Origin of the sequence: Klebsiella sp. JB_Kp042 (assembly GCF_040065275.1) — a bacterium.
Classification (GTDB): Bacteria; Pseudomonadota; Gammaproteobacteria; order Enterobacterales; family Enterobacteriaceae; genus Klebsiella; species Klebsiella quasipneumoniae.
Map to the genome: position 1 here is coordinate 48,902 of NZ_JBEAJL010000006.1, position 16,589 is coordinate 65,490.

Genomic DNA, 16,589 nt, shown 5'->3' on the forward strand with positions numbered 1-16,589 from the left:
GTCGCCGGCGGGGAAACGGGGTTACTTCTGGATCAGATAGCGAATGGTCGGGCCATCCTGCTGAATATCCAGCACCGTATAGCCATGGTTCCGGGCATCAAGCGGAATGTTATTGATCGACTGCGGACAGTCGCTAATCACTTCGAGGATCTCGCCTTTTTGCAGGGAGGGCATCGCCTCCAGGGTAGCGACCGCCGGATAGGGGCAGGGCTCGCCGACCATGTCCAGGCGATAATCAGGGATGATGTTTTTCATGCGCTCTCCTTCGCGGTCCGGACCGCTGCCGACTGGCGGCGGAAAAAATGTCTCTCCCAGGCGATCACCAGCAGCAGGGCGACCAGCAGCAGCAGATAGGTCGCCAGCAGTCCGCCGAAGGGACCAAAAGCGTTCAGCAGGTTGACCTTTTGCCAGTGGGTGGCGAGCGGGGCGGCGATATCGTCCCAGCACCAGGCGAGCAGCGTGGAGCCGATAACGTTGCCCAGCCCCACCCACCAGTAGTGAACCTGGCCTTCCACCGCCCGGTACATCCAGCCGGTTTCACAGCCGCCGGCCAGCACGATGCCAAAGCCAAACAGCAGCCCGCCAATCGCCGCGTTGGGACCGGCCCACATGATTTTCGGCGCCATCCCCAGTTGCACATAGCTGAAGATGCCGATGGCGCTCGCCGCCATGCCGAAGATTATCGCCTTCGCCATCACCGTCCGGCCGGTGATCCACATATCGCGAAAGGCGGAGGTGAAGCAGATCTGCGCGCGCTCGATAAGCAGACCGAAGCCGATGCCGAACAGCATCGCCAGGCCGAGCGCAGGGTGGTCTGCGGCGGTGAGCAGGCCCCAGCCGATCATGGCGAAAAAGATCACCATGCCCAGGCGGAAACGGCGGCGCGCCTGCTGCGGTTTTTGGGTTAACGGCGAAGCAGCGGATACCTTTTGCATTTTTACCGGTATGCGAAAAAGAGGCAGCAGGGTGAAGCGAGCGCCAAACCAGGAGCCGATGGCGGTGGCGATGGCAAACAGCCAGGCGTGCAGGGAGAACTGCGGAATGCCGGTGAAAAAGGCCGCCAGGTTGCAGCCCATCGCCAGCCGCGCGCCGAACCCGGCGATGATACCCCCGGCTACGGCCTGCACAATGCGGATCCGGCTGCGTGGCAAGCGCAATTTGACGTTATTGGCCCACAGCGCCGCCGCCAGGCAGCCGCCGAACATGCCGATGATCATCCTGCCGTCGATGCGGGTCAGCGGCGTCCCGTCGAGATGGATCAGCTGATAATAGCCCCACTGTTCGCTGTGGACCCCCAGCAGCTGCAGCAGCTGGCCACCCCAGCGGGTAAATTCGCCGGTCACCGCCCAGAAGGTGCCGGTGATGCCAAAATAGTAGGTTGAGAGAATGCCCGCGGCGATGACCGCCGGGACGGGGGACCAGAACCGGATAAGCCAGGCCTGTTTGAAGGATTGCCATGTCATAAAAATGCCTCTGAACTCAGAAGGTATTAAAGGTCGATGACCGACCGAAGGGGGCACATAGTATCCGCCTTACCGCCAGCTTTCTCTGTTTTAGATCAAGGCCCTACCCCTGCGTCAGCACCGCCAGCAGCGCCAGCAGCGCGGGCAGCGCCTGAATATAGAGAATTTTGCGGCTGGCGGTCAGCGCGCCGAATATCCCGGCGGCCAGCACGCAGGCGAGGAAAAAGATCACCACCGGCTCGCCGGACTCCCCCAGCCACAGCCCCCACGCCAGGCCGGCGGCCAGGAAACCGTTATACAACCCCTGGTTGGCCGCCAGCACCCGGGTTTCCCGGGCGAAATCGGCGCTGAGGTTAAAGGCCCGGCGCCCGGCGGGCGCTTCCCAGAAAAACATCTCCAGCACCAGGATGGCGAGATGAATAATAGCGACCAGCGCAACGAGGAGAGTGGCTAACACAGCAGTCCTTAATCGATGAGATGAATGTGTCTGCAGTATAGCCGCTGGCGCTCACCAGGCGAGAGGGCGACTGCTATAGTGCATATAGCGTCATTTTTGCCTGCCGCGACGAGCGCCGGTTTATCTGATTGCCCTTTGGTTTAGCTTAGCGGTGATAGTATGCCGGGTTCTTTTTTTACGGGTGTGGCGTAGGTTACTGAATGTTGAATAAATTATGGGTTGTGTTATCCGGGCTGCTGTTGGTTGCCATGCCGTCGGCGCAGGCCGGGGAATTAAATCTCTATTCGATGAATACCGGCTCCTATGTTTATCACATGACCGGCAACCACGGACAATATAACGAGCATTTCAACAACAACTTTTTCTCGGTGGAGCGCAAGTTTTCAGCGGATTCAAAATACAGCGCGCAGATCGGCACCATGAAAAACAGCTTCGACGATCGCTGTCTGACCCTCGGCGTGCGCCGCGACTGGCTGAAAAACGACACCGGCTGGCTGCTGAAAGGGGTGTATGCCTATACCGGGGAATTTTTCTTTGACGCTTTCAGCCACTGCGGCGACTCAGGCACCTACCGCACCGCCAAAAAAATCACCGGCGTCGGTTTTTCGCCCTATATCTATCATGGTCTGCAGTATAACTTTACCGATTATTTCGGCGTCGAGGGCGGGATTATTCTCCCGGCGATCTTTGTGATGAGTATTCAGTGGAGCTTTCGCTAAGCGCCTGTATCAGGCCGGTAAAGGAGAGGCCACCCTGGGTGGCCTGCTCATGTTGCCCTGGCGGCAGGGATTAATGGAAACCGAGACGGATCAGATCTAACGGACAGAAGCGGCCCTCGCAGCCGTCGATTTCCACGCAGTCCGCCCGACGCAGCTGCTCGGCGGTTTTCCCCTCGCCATGGATCGCTTTAATCACGCCCGTCGTACCGTTACCGGCGATCATGACCATACTGCCGGTGGCAATAGCGTTACGATTACGGTCATAGGTTTTCATGCTCTCCTCCTCAATAAACCAGTGTAAGCAATGATTAAGCGGCCAAATTAATACCGCTTCCCGCCTAAAAAAGTTTTGAGGAATATCAAAATTATTTTAATAATGCCGACATCAGCCGGGCGCGAGAGTCATTCATGGCCGCTACAGGGTTTGCCTGCGCCAGGGGGAAAGCCTCGATCATCCTGCCAGCCATCTGGCAGGCAGGATAGGGTTTGACAACCAGATAATTCACTTTGCCGGCGCATCAGATAAGGCTGCGCAGGGCGGCTATCAGCCCTGCGACACCGCGCTCCAGCTTCTCGCGTGGACAGCCGACATTGAGGCGCAGAAAGCCGTTGCCTTCGGGACCATAGGTATATCCCGGCATAATCGCCACCTTCTGCCCGGCGATCAGCGCCTGCTGCAGCGCGCGGTCGTCAATGTTGAGGGGGCGGAGGTCGATCCACGCCAGGTAGGTGGCCTCCGGCGGCTGCCAGCGCAGCGCGGGAAAGGCGCGATTGAGCGTATCAGCCACATAGCGCAGGTTCTCCTGCAGGTAGTCGCGCAGAGCGTCGAGCCAGGGCGCCCCGTCGCGGTAGGCGGCGACATGAGCCACCAGCGCCGGGACCGAGGGCGACGAGAGCCCGTCGCGCGCTTTCAGCGCCTGCAGATAGCTGTCGCGGCAGTTTGCCTCCGGGATAAAGCCATAGGCTCCGGTAAAGGCCGGGATATTGAAGCTCTTCGACCCGGAGGTGAACAGCGCCCACGGCCCCTGAGCCACCTCGCTCCACGGGATATGACGGTGGTCGCCCCAGGTCATGTCCATATGAATTTCATCGCTAATTACCCTCACGCCATGCTTTTGGCACAGGGCCGCCATGGTCTCAAGCTCCTCGCGGCGCCACACTTTCCCCGTTGGATTGTGCGGGCTGCACAGCAGCAGCAGGGTATTCTTCGGCTCCGCCAGCGCCGCTTCCAGGCGCGCCATATCGCAGTGCCACTGATTGTTCGTCAGGGTCAATGGCACCGGGGCAATCTGTCGGCGGTTAGCGGTGATGGTGTTATAGAACGCATCGTAGGCGGGAGTATGGACGACGACGCCGTCGCCTTCTTGCGACCACTGACGGATGGTTTCCGCCACCATATAGATAACCGACGGTCCGTAGACCACCGTTTGCGGATCGATGACGCTGTGAAAGCGGCTGGCGTACCAGTGGGCAATCGCCCCGAGAAACGCCTCGTTCTGCCAGCGGCTGTAGCCGAACACGCCGTGGGCCAGCCGCCGGCTGACGGCGTCGAGAATGCAGGGCGCGGTGGCGAAATCCATATCGGAGATGGTGAACGGCAACAGGTCGGGGACGCCAAACCGGTCAGCGACATAGTCCCACTGCGTGCACCAGGTGCCGTGGCGGTCGATGGGGGTGGAAAAATCAAACATCGGAACTTCCTTAGCGAGGGTCCCCCTCCGTGCCGGAAGGGGACCAGTGGGATCAGGCCTGAACGGTATTCATCAGCATGGCCATCTCATCTTTTACCGACTGCACCTGCGGGCCAATAACCACCTGCAGATTATGCTGGTTGAGCTGAACCACCCCAATGGCGCGATGGGCTTTCAGCGCGGCGGCGTCCACTTTGCTCATATCGTGTACCGACAGTCGCAGACGGGTAATGCAGTTATCCAGCGAGACAATGTTGTCGGCGCCGCCGAGGGCCGCCAGAATCGCCGGCACGTTATACCCGGATTTACCAATGGTGCCAGCGACCGCTTTCTCCACGCTGGCGGCGGTGTCGATATCGCGGCCCGGCGTTTTCAGATTGAAGCGGGTGATGGCGAAGCGGAAGATGGCATAGTAGGCCGCAAACCAGATTGCCGCCACCACCGGCACCAGGTACCACTTGGTCGCCAGACCATGCAGGATGCCAAACACCACGAAGTCGATGATATTGCCGTCGGTGTTGCCGATGGTGACGCCGAGCACCGCCATGAGGGTAAAGCCGAGACCGGTCAGCAGGGCGTGGATGACATACAGCACCGGCGCCACGAACAGGAACAGGAACTCCAGCGGCTCGGTGGTGCCGCCCACCACGCAGGCGATCACTCCGGAGATCAGCAGACCTTTAATTTTATGCCGGTTTTCCGGGCGGGCGCAGTGGTACATCGCCAGCGCGGCGCCCGGCAGGCCGCCGAGGAAGGCCGGCATCTTACCCTGCGACAGGAAGCGGGTGGCGCTTTCGGCGAAGCCGTGGGTGGTCGGGCAGCTTAGCTGCGCCTGGAAGATGGTCAGTGCGCCGCTGACGCTGTGGCCGCAGACGTCAAGGGTACCGCCGGCTTCCGTGAAGCGGATCAGCGCCACCAGGATGTGGTGCAGGCCAAACGGCAGCAGCAGTCGCTCGCCGGTGCCGAAGATCATCGGCCCAAAATCGCCGGCGCTGTTGATCATCTTTCCGAGTGCATTGATCCCCATAGCGAAGACCGGCCACACCAGCGGGATCGCCAGCCCGACCAGACCCAGCACCACGGTGGTGACGATCGGCACAAAGCGGGTGCCGCCGAAGAAGGCCAGGGCGTCCGGCAGGCGAATGTTGTGGAAGCGCTCATGCAGCAGCCAGACGATAATCCCGGCGATAACCGCCCCGAGGATCCCGGTATCGATCGACGGAATACCGATGATGTTCTGGATATTGTTGGCCTTGAGAATAGCGGCGTCGGTGGTGGGCAGAATGCCTTTCGCCGTCAGCCAGAAGTTGACCGCCAGGTTCATGACCGCGTAGCCGACAAAACCGGCGAAGGCGGCGACGCCTTTGTTCTCCCGCGCCAGCCCCAACGGGATGGCGATACAGAACATCACCGGCAGGAAGCTGAAGGCAAAGGAGCCGACTTTGCTCATCCAGATAAAGATGGCCTGCAGCAGCGGTATATCCAGCCACGGCAGCAGGGTCAAAACATCGTGACTGCTTAACGAGCTGCCGATCCCCAGCATGATCCCGCAAAACGAGAGCAACGCCACGGGCAGCATAAAGGTTTTTCCCAGCTGCTGGAAAAATTCCCACAAGGTGATTTTTGGTGCGGTTTTCGCCGTCATAACACGGTTCCTGATTCTCAAGTGGTCGGGAAGAACTAACGCCACGGCAAGATAAAACGTTTTACCACTTTTTAGTGCGATAAAAATCACATATTCAAGCGATAATAAGGTTTATAAAGATCGCACAATGATAAAACGTTTTATCGACAGGCAAGGGAGTCAGCCGGCACGCTATGGCTATCGCAAAAAAGATCACCATCAATGATGTGGCGCTGGCCGCCGGCGTCTCCGTGAGCACCGTTTCGCTGGTGCTGAGCGGGAAAGGGCGTATCTCCAGCGCCACCGGCGAGCGGGTTAATCAGGCCATCGAGCAGCTGGGATTTGTGCGCAACCGTCAGGCCGCCTCGCTGCGCGGCGGACAGAGCGGGGTGATTGGCCTTATCGTCAGCGATCTCTCTAAACCGTTCTATGCCGAGTTAACCGCCGGCCTCACCGATGCCCTGGAGAGGCAGGGGAAAATGGTGTTTCTCACCCAGGGAGGGCGCAGCGGCGAGAAGATGGCGCAGCGGTTTGACACGCTGGCGGCGCAGGGGGTGGATGGGGTGATCATCGCCGGGGCCATCGACCGCGGGAGCGAGCTGCGCGAGCGGGCGGCGGAGGCGGGTGTGCCGCTGGTGTTCGCTTCCCGCGCCAGCTATCTCGACGATGTCGACCTGATCCGTCCGGACAACATGCAGGCGGCGCAGCTGGTGACCGAGCATCTGATCCGCCGCGGCCATCAGCGGATCGCCTGGCTTGGCGGCCAGAGCTCGTCGCTGACCCGCGCCGAGCGAGTCGGCGGCTATTGCGCCACCTTGCTGAAATACGGTCTGCCGTTTCATAGCGAATGGGTACTGGAGTGCGAATCGAGCCAGAAGCAGGCGGCGGAGGCGATGACCGCGCTGCTGGGGCAAAACCCGACCATCACCGCAGTGCTGTGCTACAACAACGTGGTGGCGACCGGCGCGTGGTTCGGTCTGCTGCGCGCCGGAAGGCAGAGCGGGGAAGATGGCGTCGACAGCTACTTCGAGCAGCGGGTGGCGCTGGCGGCGTTCGCCGATGTGCCTGAGGCCGCGCTTGACGACCTGCCGCTCACCTGGGTCACCACCCCGGCGCGCGAGATGGGAAAAACGCTGGCGGAGTCGATGCTGCGGCGGCTGGAGGAGGGCGCGGGCGAGACGCGAAATCAGATCATGCCCCCGCGGCTGGTGACGAGAAAATGACGGAGACGGCGCGCGGTGGCCGTCTCCTGAGCCGATAAATTACGGCTGCGGGGCGGCGTCGTCCTGCTGAGGCGCGGCGTCATCCTGCTGCGGCTGGCCCTCCTGCGGCGCGCTGTCCGGTAACGAAGGCGCTTCGAGACCAAACATCGCGGCAAAATCCTCCAGCGGCATTTTCTGGCCGTTCAGCGTCACCTGGCCGTTCGCGTACTGCAGGCTGCTGCTGATGGCGTTATCTTCCATGGTGGTGATGCGGAACATCTGGCCCATCGCCGCCAGGCCTTTGACCTGCTGATCGGCGAGTTTGGCGGCGTCGGCTGGCTGGTAGCCTTCCAGACCGGCGATCTTAGTCATAAACTCCGTCGCCATATCCACCGGGATCACCACTTTGCCGTCAAGGGACTGCACCACGCGATCCAGGCTGTCCGCCAGGGTCTGCGGCGGGGCGGTCACCAGGGCCGGATCTTTCAGCAGCACCGATAGGTTGAGGCTGCTTTCGCCTTTGGCATTGCGCCAGCTCAGCGGTGAGATAGTCACCGACGGATTGCCCTTAAGCAGGATCGGCAGCGCATTGAACAGGGTTTCGGTAAGCGCCTGCTGGTACAGCTCCGGGTTCTGCGCCAGCTCTGGTTTCGCCAGCAGCGCCTGAGACTGCGCGCTGTACTGCTGGCTGAACTGGTGCCACGCCTGACCGTCGACGTTATCCACTTTCAGCGTCAGTTTGCCGCTACCCATATCCTGACCCTGCAGCTTAAGGCTGTTGACGGTGTAGTTCACCTGGCTGTTCACGCCTTTGCCGTCCTTGGTCAGCGTGGAGCCGCCGTCCAGCGCCATGCCGTCAACCAGCGCCAGCTCTTTGCCTTCGACGCTGATGGCCAGTTTATCGAGGGTCATTTTTTGCTGGCCGATACGCTCGTTGAAGCTGGCCAGCTCGGTGGCGCCGTCGGTGGTCAGGTTGACGAAGCGCAGCTGCACCTTCTGATTATATTCGTTGAGAGCATCGATCTGGCCGCTGCCGGCCTGGCCCTTCAGGCTGATGTTTTTGCCGTCACGGTCGGCGTCGAGCTGGAACTCGCCGCCGCTGAAGGTGACTTTCTCATCCCCTTTGGCGTAGTCGAGGGCATTGAGGACGATCGCCGACTGGCTGTCGCCGCTGTAGGCGATGCGCGTATCGACGGTAAAGGGGGTATTGCCTTTGGCTATTTCGAACAGCGCCTGGCTGGCGTCGTTTTTCACCAGCGTGGTGTGGACCGAGGCCATCGCCGGGGCCAGATTAAAGGTTTTTAACGAGGCCAGCGGGAAGGGGCCGTGATCGACCACCTCGTCAAGCACCACGCTCTGCCCGGCGGCCAGCCAGCCGTTAGCCTGACCGGCGATCGGCTTCACCACCAGCTGCAGATGGCTGCTGAACAGCCCGCGCTGGTAGTCCTGATAGCTCAGCTCCAGACCTGACTCCGGCGCGCTGCTGCGTAACTGCGCGTTAGCCTGCTGCACCATATCGGCAATCCGGCCTTCCAGCTGTTTGCCGGTGTACCAGGCGCCGCCTGTCCATACCACGCCCAGCGCCACGATGATTCCTGCTGCGACCAGCGATTTTTTCATAGCATTTGTCCATAAATGAAGCCAGGCGGAGAGACCGCCTGGCTGAGTTGTCATAATCAGTAAGCGCGACCTGAAAGGTCTGTCGTTTACTGGAGCTTATTGAACACGCGCGCCACGCGGCCATGGCCGCTGACCTGCACCGGCGACTCATTGGCGGCCACAAAGGCCGATTCGCCCGGCTTGAGGGTCAGGCTCTGATCGCCTTTGCGCAGCAGGGCTTCGCCTTCGACGCAGAAAACGATCGCCGCGCTCGTCTGGGCCAGATCGCTGGCTTCGGCGGAGAGATCGTGCAGCGAGAAGGCAAAATCTTCCACCGGGATCGGGAAGTCCAGCTCCGCGCCGTGCCGCTGCGGCTGGGTCAGCAGCTCACCCGCCGGTTTGGCCTCGAACTTGACATTGGCCACCAGCTCAGGGATATCAATGTACTTCGGCGTCAGGCCGGCGCGCAGCACGTTATCCGAGTTGGCCATCACCTCCAGCGCCACCCCCTGCAGATACGCGTGCGGCGTTTCGGCAAACAGGAACATCGCTTCGCCCGGATTCAGCTTCACCACGTTCAGCAGCAGCGGGGAGAAAAGGCCGCTGTCGTCGGGATAAAATTCGGCGATCAGGCGGATGGTCTGCCACGGTTCGCCCTGTTCGCGGTCCAGCACCTCGCGCAGCGCCTGCAACGCCTGCGCTTTTTCCTCGCCCTGCATATTCAGCAGGCTGGCAAACAGCTGGCTCAGGCGAGCCGCGTCCGGCTGCTGCAGGAAGGCGCCGATCGCCGGGTGCGCGTTAGCCACCGGCTGCAGCAGGCTGACAATCTCGCTGAACTCGCGAAACGCGTTCATCGCCAGGAACGGGGTCAGGGCGAAGACCAGCTCCGGCTTGTGGTTCGGATCTTTGTAGTTACGTTCGGCGGCGGAGAGGGGGATGCCGGCGGCGTTCTCGCGGGCGAAACCCTCTTCGGAGGCCTGCTTGTTAGGATGGACCTGAATGGAGAGGGGCTGCGCGGCGCACAGCACTTTAAACAGGAACGGCAGTTCACCGAAGCGTTGCGCCACTTTGTCGCCGAGCAGGGCGGCTTTGTCCGCATCAATCACTTCGCGCAGCGAACGCGGCTGGCCGTCTGCCGCCAGGATCTGCGAGCTGCTCTTCGGATGCGCCCCCATCCACAGCTCTGCCATCGGCAGGTTGTCCGGGTTGGCGATGCCATACAGTTCAGTTAAGGCGGTGTGGCTTCCCCATGCATAGTTCTGCACGGCGTTAATCAGCTTTTGCATTCTCAATCCCTGTTTCAATCAAAGTAAAATTTATCGCCCTATTAAACCAGCAAACGCTGGAGAAGCAACTGCTGAAAGAAAAAGTCGTCCCTGTCTCAGTTTTTGTTAAAAATTTGTGTAAAATTGATCGACTCGCTTTTCTACAGGCACATGGAGTCCCTGCCTGAAACATAATCAGCCAAAGCAGTAAGTGAGAGTACAATGTCGAATAAACCGTTTGTTTACCAGGATCCTTTTCCCCTCAAAAAGGATGACACCGAGTATTATCTCCTCAGCAGTGATTACGTCTCCGTCGCCGAATTTGCCGGCCAGGAAGTGCTAAAAGTTGACCCTCAGGCGCTGACCCTTCTGGCGCAACATGCCTTCCACGACGCCTCCTTTATGCTTCGCCCGGCCCATCAGCAGCAGGTAGCGGATATCCTTAACGACCCGGAAGCCAGCGAAAACGACAAATACGTCGCCCTGCAGTTCCTGCGCAACTCCGATATCGCCGCCAAAGGCATTCTGCCCACCTGCCAGGACACCGGCACCGCCATCATCATGGGTAAAAAAGGCCAGCGCGTCTGGACCGGCGGCGGCGACGAAGCCGCGCTGGCGCAGGGGGTATACAACACCTACATCCAGGATAACCTGCGCTATTCGCAGAACGCCCCGCTGGATATGTATAAAGAGGTCAACACCGGCACCAACCTGCCGGCGCAGATCGACCTCTATGCTACCGATGGCGATGAGTACAAATTCCTCTGTATCGCCAAAGGCGGCGGCTCGGCGAACAAAACCTATCTCTACCAGGAAACCAAAGCGCTGATCACCCCGGCGAAGCTGAAAAACTATCTGGTGGAGAAGATGCGTACCCTTGGTACCGCTGCCTGCCCGCCGTACCACATCGCCTTTGTCATCGGCGGTACCTCGGCGGAAGCGACGCTGAAGACCGTCAAGCTGGCGTCCACCAAATACTACGATGGTCTGCCGACCGAAGGTAATGAGCATGGCCAGGCGTTCCGCGACATTCAGCTGGAGCAGGAGCTGCTGGTGGAGGCGCAAAATCTCGGCCTCGGCGCGCAGTTCGGCGGCAAATACTTCGCCCACGATATCCGGGTGATCCGCCTGCCGCGCCACGGCGCCTCCTGTCCGGTAGGGATGGGCGTCTCCTGTTCCGCCGACCGCAACATCAAAGCCAAAATCAACCGCGACGGCATCTGGATCGAGAAGCTGGAGAGCAATCCGGGGAAATATATCCCTGAGCATTTGCGCCAGGCCGGCGAAGGCGAAGCGGTGAAGGTGAACCTTAACCAGCCGATGAGCGAGATCCTGGCGCTGCTGTCGCAGTACCCGGTCTCCACCCGTCTGTCGCTGAGCGGCACCATTATCGTCGCCCGCGACATCGCCCACGCCAAGCTGAAAGAGCTTATCGATAACGGCGAGGAACTGCCGCAGTACGTGAAAGATCACCCGATCTACTACGCTGGCCCGGCCAAGACGCCGGACGGTTACGCCTCCGGCTCCCTCGGCCCGACTACCGCAGGCCGCATGGACTCTTACGTCGATCTGCTGCAGTCTCACGGCGCGAGTAAGATCATGCTGGCGAAAGGCAACCGCAGCCAGCAGGTCACCGACGCCTGCCACAAGCACGGCGGTTTCTACCTCGGCAGCATCGGCGGCCCGGCGGCGGTACTGGCTCAGCAGAGCATCCGCAGCCTGGAGTGCGTGGCGTATCCGGAGCTGGGGATGGAGGCGATCTGGAAAATCGAAGTGGAAGACTTCCCGGCGTTTATCCTCGTCGATGATAAAGGCAACGACTTCTTCCAGCAGATCCAGACGTCGCAGTGCGCCCGCTGCGTGAAATAAACCTGGCCGCCCTTCGGGGCGGCTCTGGCCGATGACAAACCTGTTTTCGTTATCGTGCGCGCCTTCTGCCGGGTGGCGGCTTTCGCCTTCCCCGGCCTACGAAAACAGCAATATCAACCGGGTATGCCATTCCCTGTCGGCCCGCGCAACCGCAGCGCCGCCGGGCAATTCCTGAAGATGGCACGTTGTCAGCCGTCCGGGCCGTCCTTCGGGGCGGCTTTTTTATGCCGCTTTGCGGCACGAACCACCAAAACAACTTATCAATCTGGCCAATACTTACTCTTTTAAGCAGGTGAGCTTTGTCGCTATGACGCACTTTTCATCCAAGGAGAAAGTAATGACAACGCATCGCAGTGAAAAAGACTCGATGGGCGCCATCGACGTCCCGGCCGATAAACTCTGGGGCGCCCAGACCCAGCGTTCGCTGGAGCATTTCCGCATCTCGACCGAAAAAATGCCCGGGGAACTGATATATGCCCTCGCGCTGACCAAGCGGGCGGCGGCGAAGGTCAATCAGGATCTTGGCCTGCTGACGGCGGAGAAAGCCGGGGCGATCGTCGCCGCCGCTGACGAAGTACTGGCCGGAAAACACCCCCAGGAGTTCCCGCTGGCTATCTGGCAGACCGGTTCCGGCACCCAGAGCAATATGAATATGAACGAGGTGCTGGCTAACCGCGCCAGTGAACTGCTCGGCGGTGAGCGGGGGATGGCGCGAAAAATCCACCCCAATGACGATGTCAATAAAAGCCAGAGCTCGAACGATGTGTTTCCCACCGCCATGTACGTCGCGGCGCTGGTCGCCCTGCGGGAAAAATTGCTCCCGTCGCTGCAGGCGTTGCGGGCCACGCTCAACGAAAAAGCGGTGGCCTTCAGGAATATCGTGAAGATCGGTCGCACCCATCTGCAGGACGCCACGCCGCTCACCTTAGGCCAGGAAATCTCCGGCTGGGTGGCGATGCTGGACCATAGCCTGAAGCATCTTGAAGCCAGCCAGCCGCACCTTGCCGAGCTGGCGCTGGGTGGGACGGCGGTGGGGACCGGGCTCAATACGCATCCGGAATATGCCGTGCGGGTGGCGGCCGAGCTGGCCTCGCTCAGCGGACAGCCGTTTGTCACCGCGCCGAATAAATTCGAAGCGCTGGCCACTGTCGATGCCCTGGTCCATGCCCACGGCGCGCTGAAAGGTCTGGCGGCCTCGCTGATGAAAATCGCTAACGATGTCCGCTGGCTGGCCTCCGGGCCGCGCTGCGGGATTGGCGAAATCGCCATCCCGGAAAACGAGCCTGGGTCATCGATTATGCCCGGTAAGGTCAACCCGACGCAGTGCGAGGCCCTGACCATGGTCTGCTGCCAGGTGATGGGTAACGACGTGGCGGTGAATATCGGCGGCGCCTCGGGTAACTTTGAGCTCAACGTCTATCGGCCGATGGTCATTCACAACTTCCTGCAGTCGGTGCGTCTGCTGGCGGACGGCATGACGAGCTTTAACGAGCACTGTGCGGTGGGGATTGAGCCGAATCGTGAGCGGATCACCCAGCTGCTCAACGAGTCGCTGATGCTGGTGACCGCGCTGAATACCCATATCGGCTATGATAAAGCGGCGGAGATCGCCAAAAAAGCGCACCATGAGGGGCTGACCCTGAAGGCTTCGGCGCTGGCGCTGGGCTACCTGACGGAAGCCGAATTCGATAGCTGGGTGCGCCCGGAACAGATGGTCGGCAGCCTGGCTACTCGCTAGCCAGCCAGAGGTGCAGACGAGGGATCAGTAATCTCAGCGCCTGCGCCTCCGGTTTGTAGCGGTATTGCACATTGTCGGCATCGTAGTTGAGCAATTCCCCAATATCCGGCACGCTGACCCCCTGGCTACCGGACATCAGGGCGATCAGCGGGCTGGGGCAGGCGTACTGCACCTGTTTCTGCTCGCTGGCATACCAGACGCGGGCAATCGGCTGCACTTTCACCGGCCGTTTGATTTTTAGCCGCGCCCGCTGCGGCAGGGCGGCGATATCCTGATACTCCCTTTCCAGTTTGCTCTGCCACTGCTCGCGGGTCCAGGGCGGCACCGCCCGCGGCGATTGCAGGCTTTTTTCCAGCATCATCAACACCTGGTCGCGGGTCAGATTTTTGATCACGTGCTTATTGGCCCAGCCGAAGCGGATAGTGCTCGGGTCGAGGAGGGGCGTTAGCGTGCGATAGGCGCTGAGGGTGATTAACCCAGGCAGATGGCGATGCACCCACTCAAAGCGGGCGGTGGGGGGCAGGCCAGCGTCGACAGTGACGATTTTCTCGAAGGTGGCCTTCAGGGCGTTAATCTGCTGAATGCGCGCCAGCAGCGCCTGCTGTTCCGCGGCGGAGACCTGGAGACAGATAGCGCCCGGCAGGCGGACGGCGGCTTTGCTGCTGCGGGTTTCCGACTGCTGCTGGATAAACAGATGGCCGTAGTGGCGCAGGGCGAGATCCAGCGCCGCCTCGCCGGTGCGCTGGACGACCGTAATGTTCGCCAGCGGGTCGTGCTCGGCATCCTTACTGATCGCCGGCAGCTCAAACACCCGGCCCGCCAGCAGCCGGCAGGTCGCTAACGCCTGGCGCAGCGCCTGCAGCTCCAGCTCGATCTGGCGAAAGGTATCATTCAGACGTTCAACGAGGTCGTAGCTGGCCATCGCCTTCACCTTAGTTACAACATACTATTCGATTTTTGCAGCATACCCAGCCCGCGGCCTCTGCGCAAGTTTTATTCAGGCAGAGGTAAAATCGGGCAACTGATGATAGACCGGCCAGCTAAAGCAGAAGCGGGCGCCGCCGAGTGGACTGGCCTCGCAGCGAACGTCGCCCCCCATCGCCTGGGCGATACTGTGGACAATGGCCAGGCCGAGGCCGCAGCCTCCGGTCGCCCGATCGCGGCTGGGGTCAAGACGAACAAAAGGTTCGAACACCCGCTCGCGCTCCTCGGGGGCAATGCCCGGGCCGTCATCGTCGACCTGCAACGACGCGCGGGAACCCTGCAGGGTCAGGCTGACCGCCACCCGCTGACCGCTGTAGCGCAGGGCGTTGTTCACCAGATTATCCAGCACCCGCTCCATCAACCGCATATCCAGCGCGCCATAGTTGCCGCGGGTCAGCGTCGCCAGGCCGACTTCGCGCTGCGGGTTGACCATCTGGATATCCTCGACGTGGTCGCTGATCCAGGCGGGGAAATCGGGGGTGGTCAGGCTGAGCTCCGTCTGCGGGCGGTCGAGACGGGCGTAGGTCAGGAGCTCTTCTATGAGCGCCTCCAGCTGGCCGATATCGCGGTTCAGCGCCTGCGATTCCGCCTCGGTGAGGTTTTCGCTCATCTCCAGACGGTAGCGCAGGCGCACCAGCGGCGTCCTGAGCTCATGGGCGATGCCGTCAATCAGCTGCTTTTTACTGGCAATGAGGGCGTTAATGTTGTCGGCCATCTGGTTGAAGGCCACCCCGAGCCGCTCAAAGCTGGACATGCTGTCAAAATGAATACGCTCGCTGAGGTGGCCTTCGCCAAAGCGCTGGGCGGCGGTCTCAATGCGCAGCATGTCCTGCCAGTGCGGACGCATCCAGATAAACACCGGGAAGGCCAGCGAGATAGCGATAAACGCCATCAGCGCTACGTCCAGGAGACGCATTTCATGCAGAAAATAGAGATAGGGCACCGGGCCCACGGATAACACATAGTGGCTGCGGGGGATGCGCTGGATAAAGGTGTACTGGTCGTCGAGCGCGACGATATCCCCGGCGCGCAGGTGCTGCATCGAGCTTTCCGACAATTTGAATTTGCTCATCGGCTCGATGTGCAGGTCGAACGACAGATTAAGATCCAGTTCTTTCAGCGTCTTGCTCCAGTCGCGAGGCGGAATTTCCCGCAACTCGCTGCGCATCAGATACAGTGAGCTTTTCATCAGATCGTCAAGCGACTGCCGGCCGGCGCGTTCAGCGGTAAATTTATAGACCAGGCCCACCAGCATGGTCATCACCAGAAAGCAGACGAAGAGCAGAAGGTAGAACTGCACGAACAGCTTTTTCATTACATTACCGCATAGTCAAAAAGAGAAACCTGCCGGCGCCTCGGGACCATCTGCCCGGCGAGGCGGAAACGTCTCGGGTTAACCGGGGCGAGCCGAGGCCCGCGCGGGAGTAACCGATACGCTATCAAAGCAGGGTTTATGCCCCCTGACAATAGCCAGCCGGGGGGAGCGACGTCGTTGAAAATGTGACAGTGTCACTTATTGCGAGCTTACCTCTGCATTAGGCAAGGATTATGTCCAGTGTCATCTGCGCGCCGCTGGGCGCTACTCGCGATAGTAGGGGATATCCACCGGATAGAGGGTGGCCAGGCTCAGCAGTCGACAGCGCACCAGCTGTTTTGCTTCGGCATACCAGTAAGCAAATTCGCCGGTGGTCTGGTGGTAAATCATCTGATCAAGGTTAGCAAACGGGATCACCAGCAGCGGCCCCTGGCGCACGTATCCGCCGCCGGTTTCGAAATGGTGATCTCCCCAGGATTGCTGGGTATGTTGATAGCGGTGGAGGAGCACCTTAATTTGCCCGCGCTGTGGACAGAGGAGCCGGATATCGGCATTGTCGAGGGAAAAAGCCCAGCCAGAGAGTGACGTGAAGAGGGTAAGTGCCAAAAGTACAACGTATTTCATCATGCAAAAGTCCTGTGTTTTCAGGCTTTATGCCATTCT

General features: G+C 60.4%; 15 protein-coding genes. 4 read left to right on the forward strand and 11 right to left on the reverse strand.

What is annotated here, in order from left to right:
- Positions 1 to 21: 21 nt before the first annotated feature.
- From yedF to ABLV54_RS00270, 3 genes are all read right to left on the reverse strand, one after another.
- Positions 22 to 255: a sulfurtransferase-like selenium metabolism protein YedF gene (gene yedF, locus ABLV54_RS00260; protein ID WP_004204092.1), complete on the reverse strand. Its 234-nt coding sequence runs from the start codon at positions 253 to 255 to the stop codon at positions 22 to 24.
- Positions 252 to 1,463, reverse strand: coding sequence for a selenium metabolism membrane protein YedE/FdhT (yedE, locus tag ABLV54_RS00265; RefSeq protein WP_050534166.1), 1,212 nt, complete (start codon positions 1,461 to 1,463; stop codon positions 252 to 254). The genes yedF and yedE overlap by 4 nt, the downstream gene beginning before the upstream one ends.
- 103 nt (positions 1,464 to 1,566) lie before the next feature.
- The gene (locus tag ABLV54_RS00270) at positions 1,567 to 1,920 is read right to left on the reverse strand and encodes a DUF1304 domain-containing protein (RefSeq protein ID WP_048297423.1); all 354 of its coding nucleotides are present in this window, start codon (positions 1,918 to 1,920) and stop codon (positions 1,567 to 1,569) included.
- Positions 1,921 to 2,159: 239 nt separating this feature from the next.
- Between ABLV54_RS00270 and ABLV54_RS00275 the strand changes: the two genes are divergently transcribed.
- Positions 2,160 to 2,639 carry a hypothetical protein gene (locus ABLV54_RS00275; protein WP_348813493.1) on the forward strand — a complete coding sequence of 160 codons (480 nt, stop codon included), beginning with the start codon at positions 2,160 to 2,162 and terminating at the stop codon, positions 2,637 to 2,639.
- Positions 2,640 to 2,709: 70 nt separating this feature from the next.
- Here ABLV54_RS00275 and ydfZ read toward each other — a convergent pair whose 3' ends face one another.
- The 3 genes from ydfZ to malX all read right to left on the reverse strand — a co-directional run bounded on the left by ydfZ (position 2,710) and on the right by malX (position 5,975).
- A complete protein-coding gene (ydfZ, locus tag ABLV54_RS00280; protein ID WP_004151566.1) occupies positions 2,710 to 2,913 on the reverse strand; it encodes a putative selenium delivery protein YdfZ in 204 nt (67 codons plus the stop codon).
- Positions 2,914 to 3,157: 244 nt separating this feature from the next.
- Positions 3,158 to 4,330, reverse strand: a complete 1,173-nt coding sequence (locus ABLV54_RS00285) for a MalY/PatB family protein (protein WP_050534167.1) — start codon at positions 4,328 to 4,330, stop codon at positions 3,158 to 3,160.
- 52 nt (positions 4,331 to 4,382) lie between these two features.
- Positions 4,383 to 5,975 (reverse strand): maltose/glucose-specific PTS transporter subunit IIBC, encoded by a 1,593-nt coding sequence (gene malX / locus ABLV54_RS00290; RefSeq protein WP_050534168.1) that lies wholly within the window; start codon positions 5,973 to 5,975, stop codon positions 4,383 to 4,385.
- A 173-nt stretch (positions 5,976 to 6,148) separates the two neighbouring features.
- On the opposite strand from malX, the gene ABLV54_RS00295 reads away from it, so the two are divergent.
- The gene (locus ABLV54_RS00295; RefSeq protein ID WP_048334909.1) at positions 6,149 to 7,177 is read left to right on the forward strand and encodes a Mal regulon transcriptional regulator MalI; all 1,029 of its coding nucleotides are present in this window, start codon (positions 6,149 to 6,151) and stop codon (positions 7,175 to 7,177) included.
- Between the two features lie 39 nt (positions 7,178 to 7,216).
- On the opposite strand, the gene ABLV54_RS00300 is transcribed toward ABLV54_RS00295, so the two are convergent.
- Entirely contained in the window at positions 7,217 to 8,776 is a 1,560-nt protein-coding gene (locus tag ABLV54_RS00300) for a YdgA family protein (RefSeq protein ID WP_044522689.1), read from the reverse strand.
- An 86-nt stretch (positions 8,777 to 8,862) separates the two neighbouring features.
- Positions 8,863 to 10,041, reverse strand: a complete 1,179-nt coding sequence (gene manA / locus ABLV54_RS00305) for a mannose-6-phosphate isomerase (RefSeq protein WP_050534170.1) — start codon at positions 10,039 to 10,041, stop codon at positions 8,863 to 8,865.
- A gap of 201 nt (positions 10,042 to 10,242) precedes the next feature.
- Between manA and fumA the strand changes: the two genes are divergently transcribed.
- Both fumA and fumC read left to right on the forward strand, forming a co-directional pair.
- The gene (fumA, locus tag ABLV54_RS00310) at positions 10,243 to 11,889 is read left to right on the forward strand and encodes a class I fumarate hydratase FumA (protein WP_023289495.1); all 1,647 of its coding nucleotides are present in this window, start codon (positions 10,243 to 10,245) and stop codon (positions 11,887 to 11,889) included.
- 337 nt (positions 11,890 to 12,226) lie between these two features.
- Positions 12,227 to 13,627 carry a class II fumarate hydratase gene (gene fumC / locus ABLV54_RS00315; RefSeq protein ID WP_050534356.1) on the forward strand — a complete coding sequence of 467 codons (1,401 nt, stop codon included), beginning with the start codon at positions 12,227 to 12,229 and terminating at the stop codon, positions 13,625 to 13,627.
- On the opposite strand, the gene tus is transcribed toward fumC, so the two are convergent.
- The 3 genes from tus to ABLV54_RS00330 all read right to left on the reverse strand — a co-directional run bounded on the left by tus (position 13,617) and on the right by ABLV54_RS00330 (position 16,553).
- Positions 13,617 to 14,549: a DNA replication terminus site-binding protein gene (gene tus, locus ABLV54_RS00320; RefSeq protein ID WP_050534355.1), complete on the reverse strand. Its 933-nt coding sequence runs from the start codon at positions 14,547 to 14,549 to the stop codon at positions 13,617 to 13,619. The two genes, fumC and tus, sit on opposite strands and share 11 nt — an antisense overlap.
- A gap of 75 nt (positions 14,550 to 14,624) precedes the next feature.
- Complete coding sequence (rstB, locus tag ABLV54_RS00325) at positions 14,625 to 15,926, reverse strand: two-component system sensor histidine kinase RstB (protein WP_032452694.1); 1,302 nt, start codon at positions 15,924 to 15,926, stop codon at positions 14,625 to 14,627.
- Positions 15,927 to 16,190: 264 nt separating this feature from the next.
- Positions 16,191 to 16,553 (reverse strand): hypothetical protein, encoded by a 363-nt coding sequence (locus tag ABLV54_RS00330; RefSeq protein WP_023289499.1) that lies wholly within the window; start codon positions 16,551 to 16,553, stop codon positions 16,191 to 16,193.
- Positions 16,554 to 16,589: the final 36 nt, after the last annotated feature.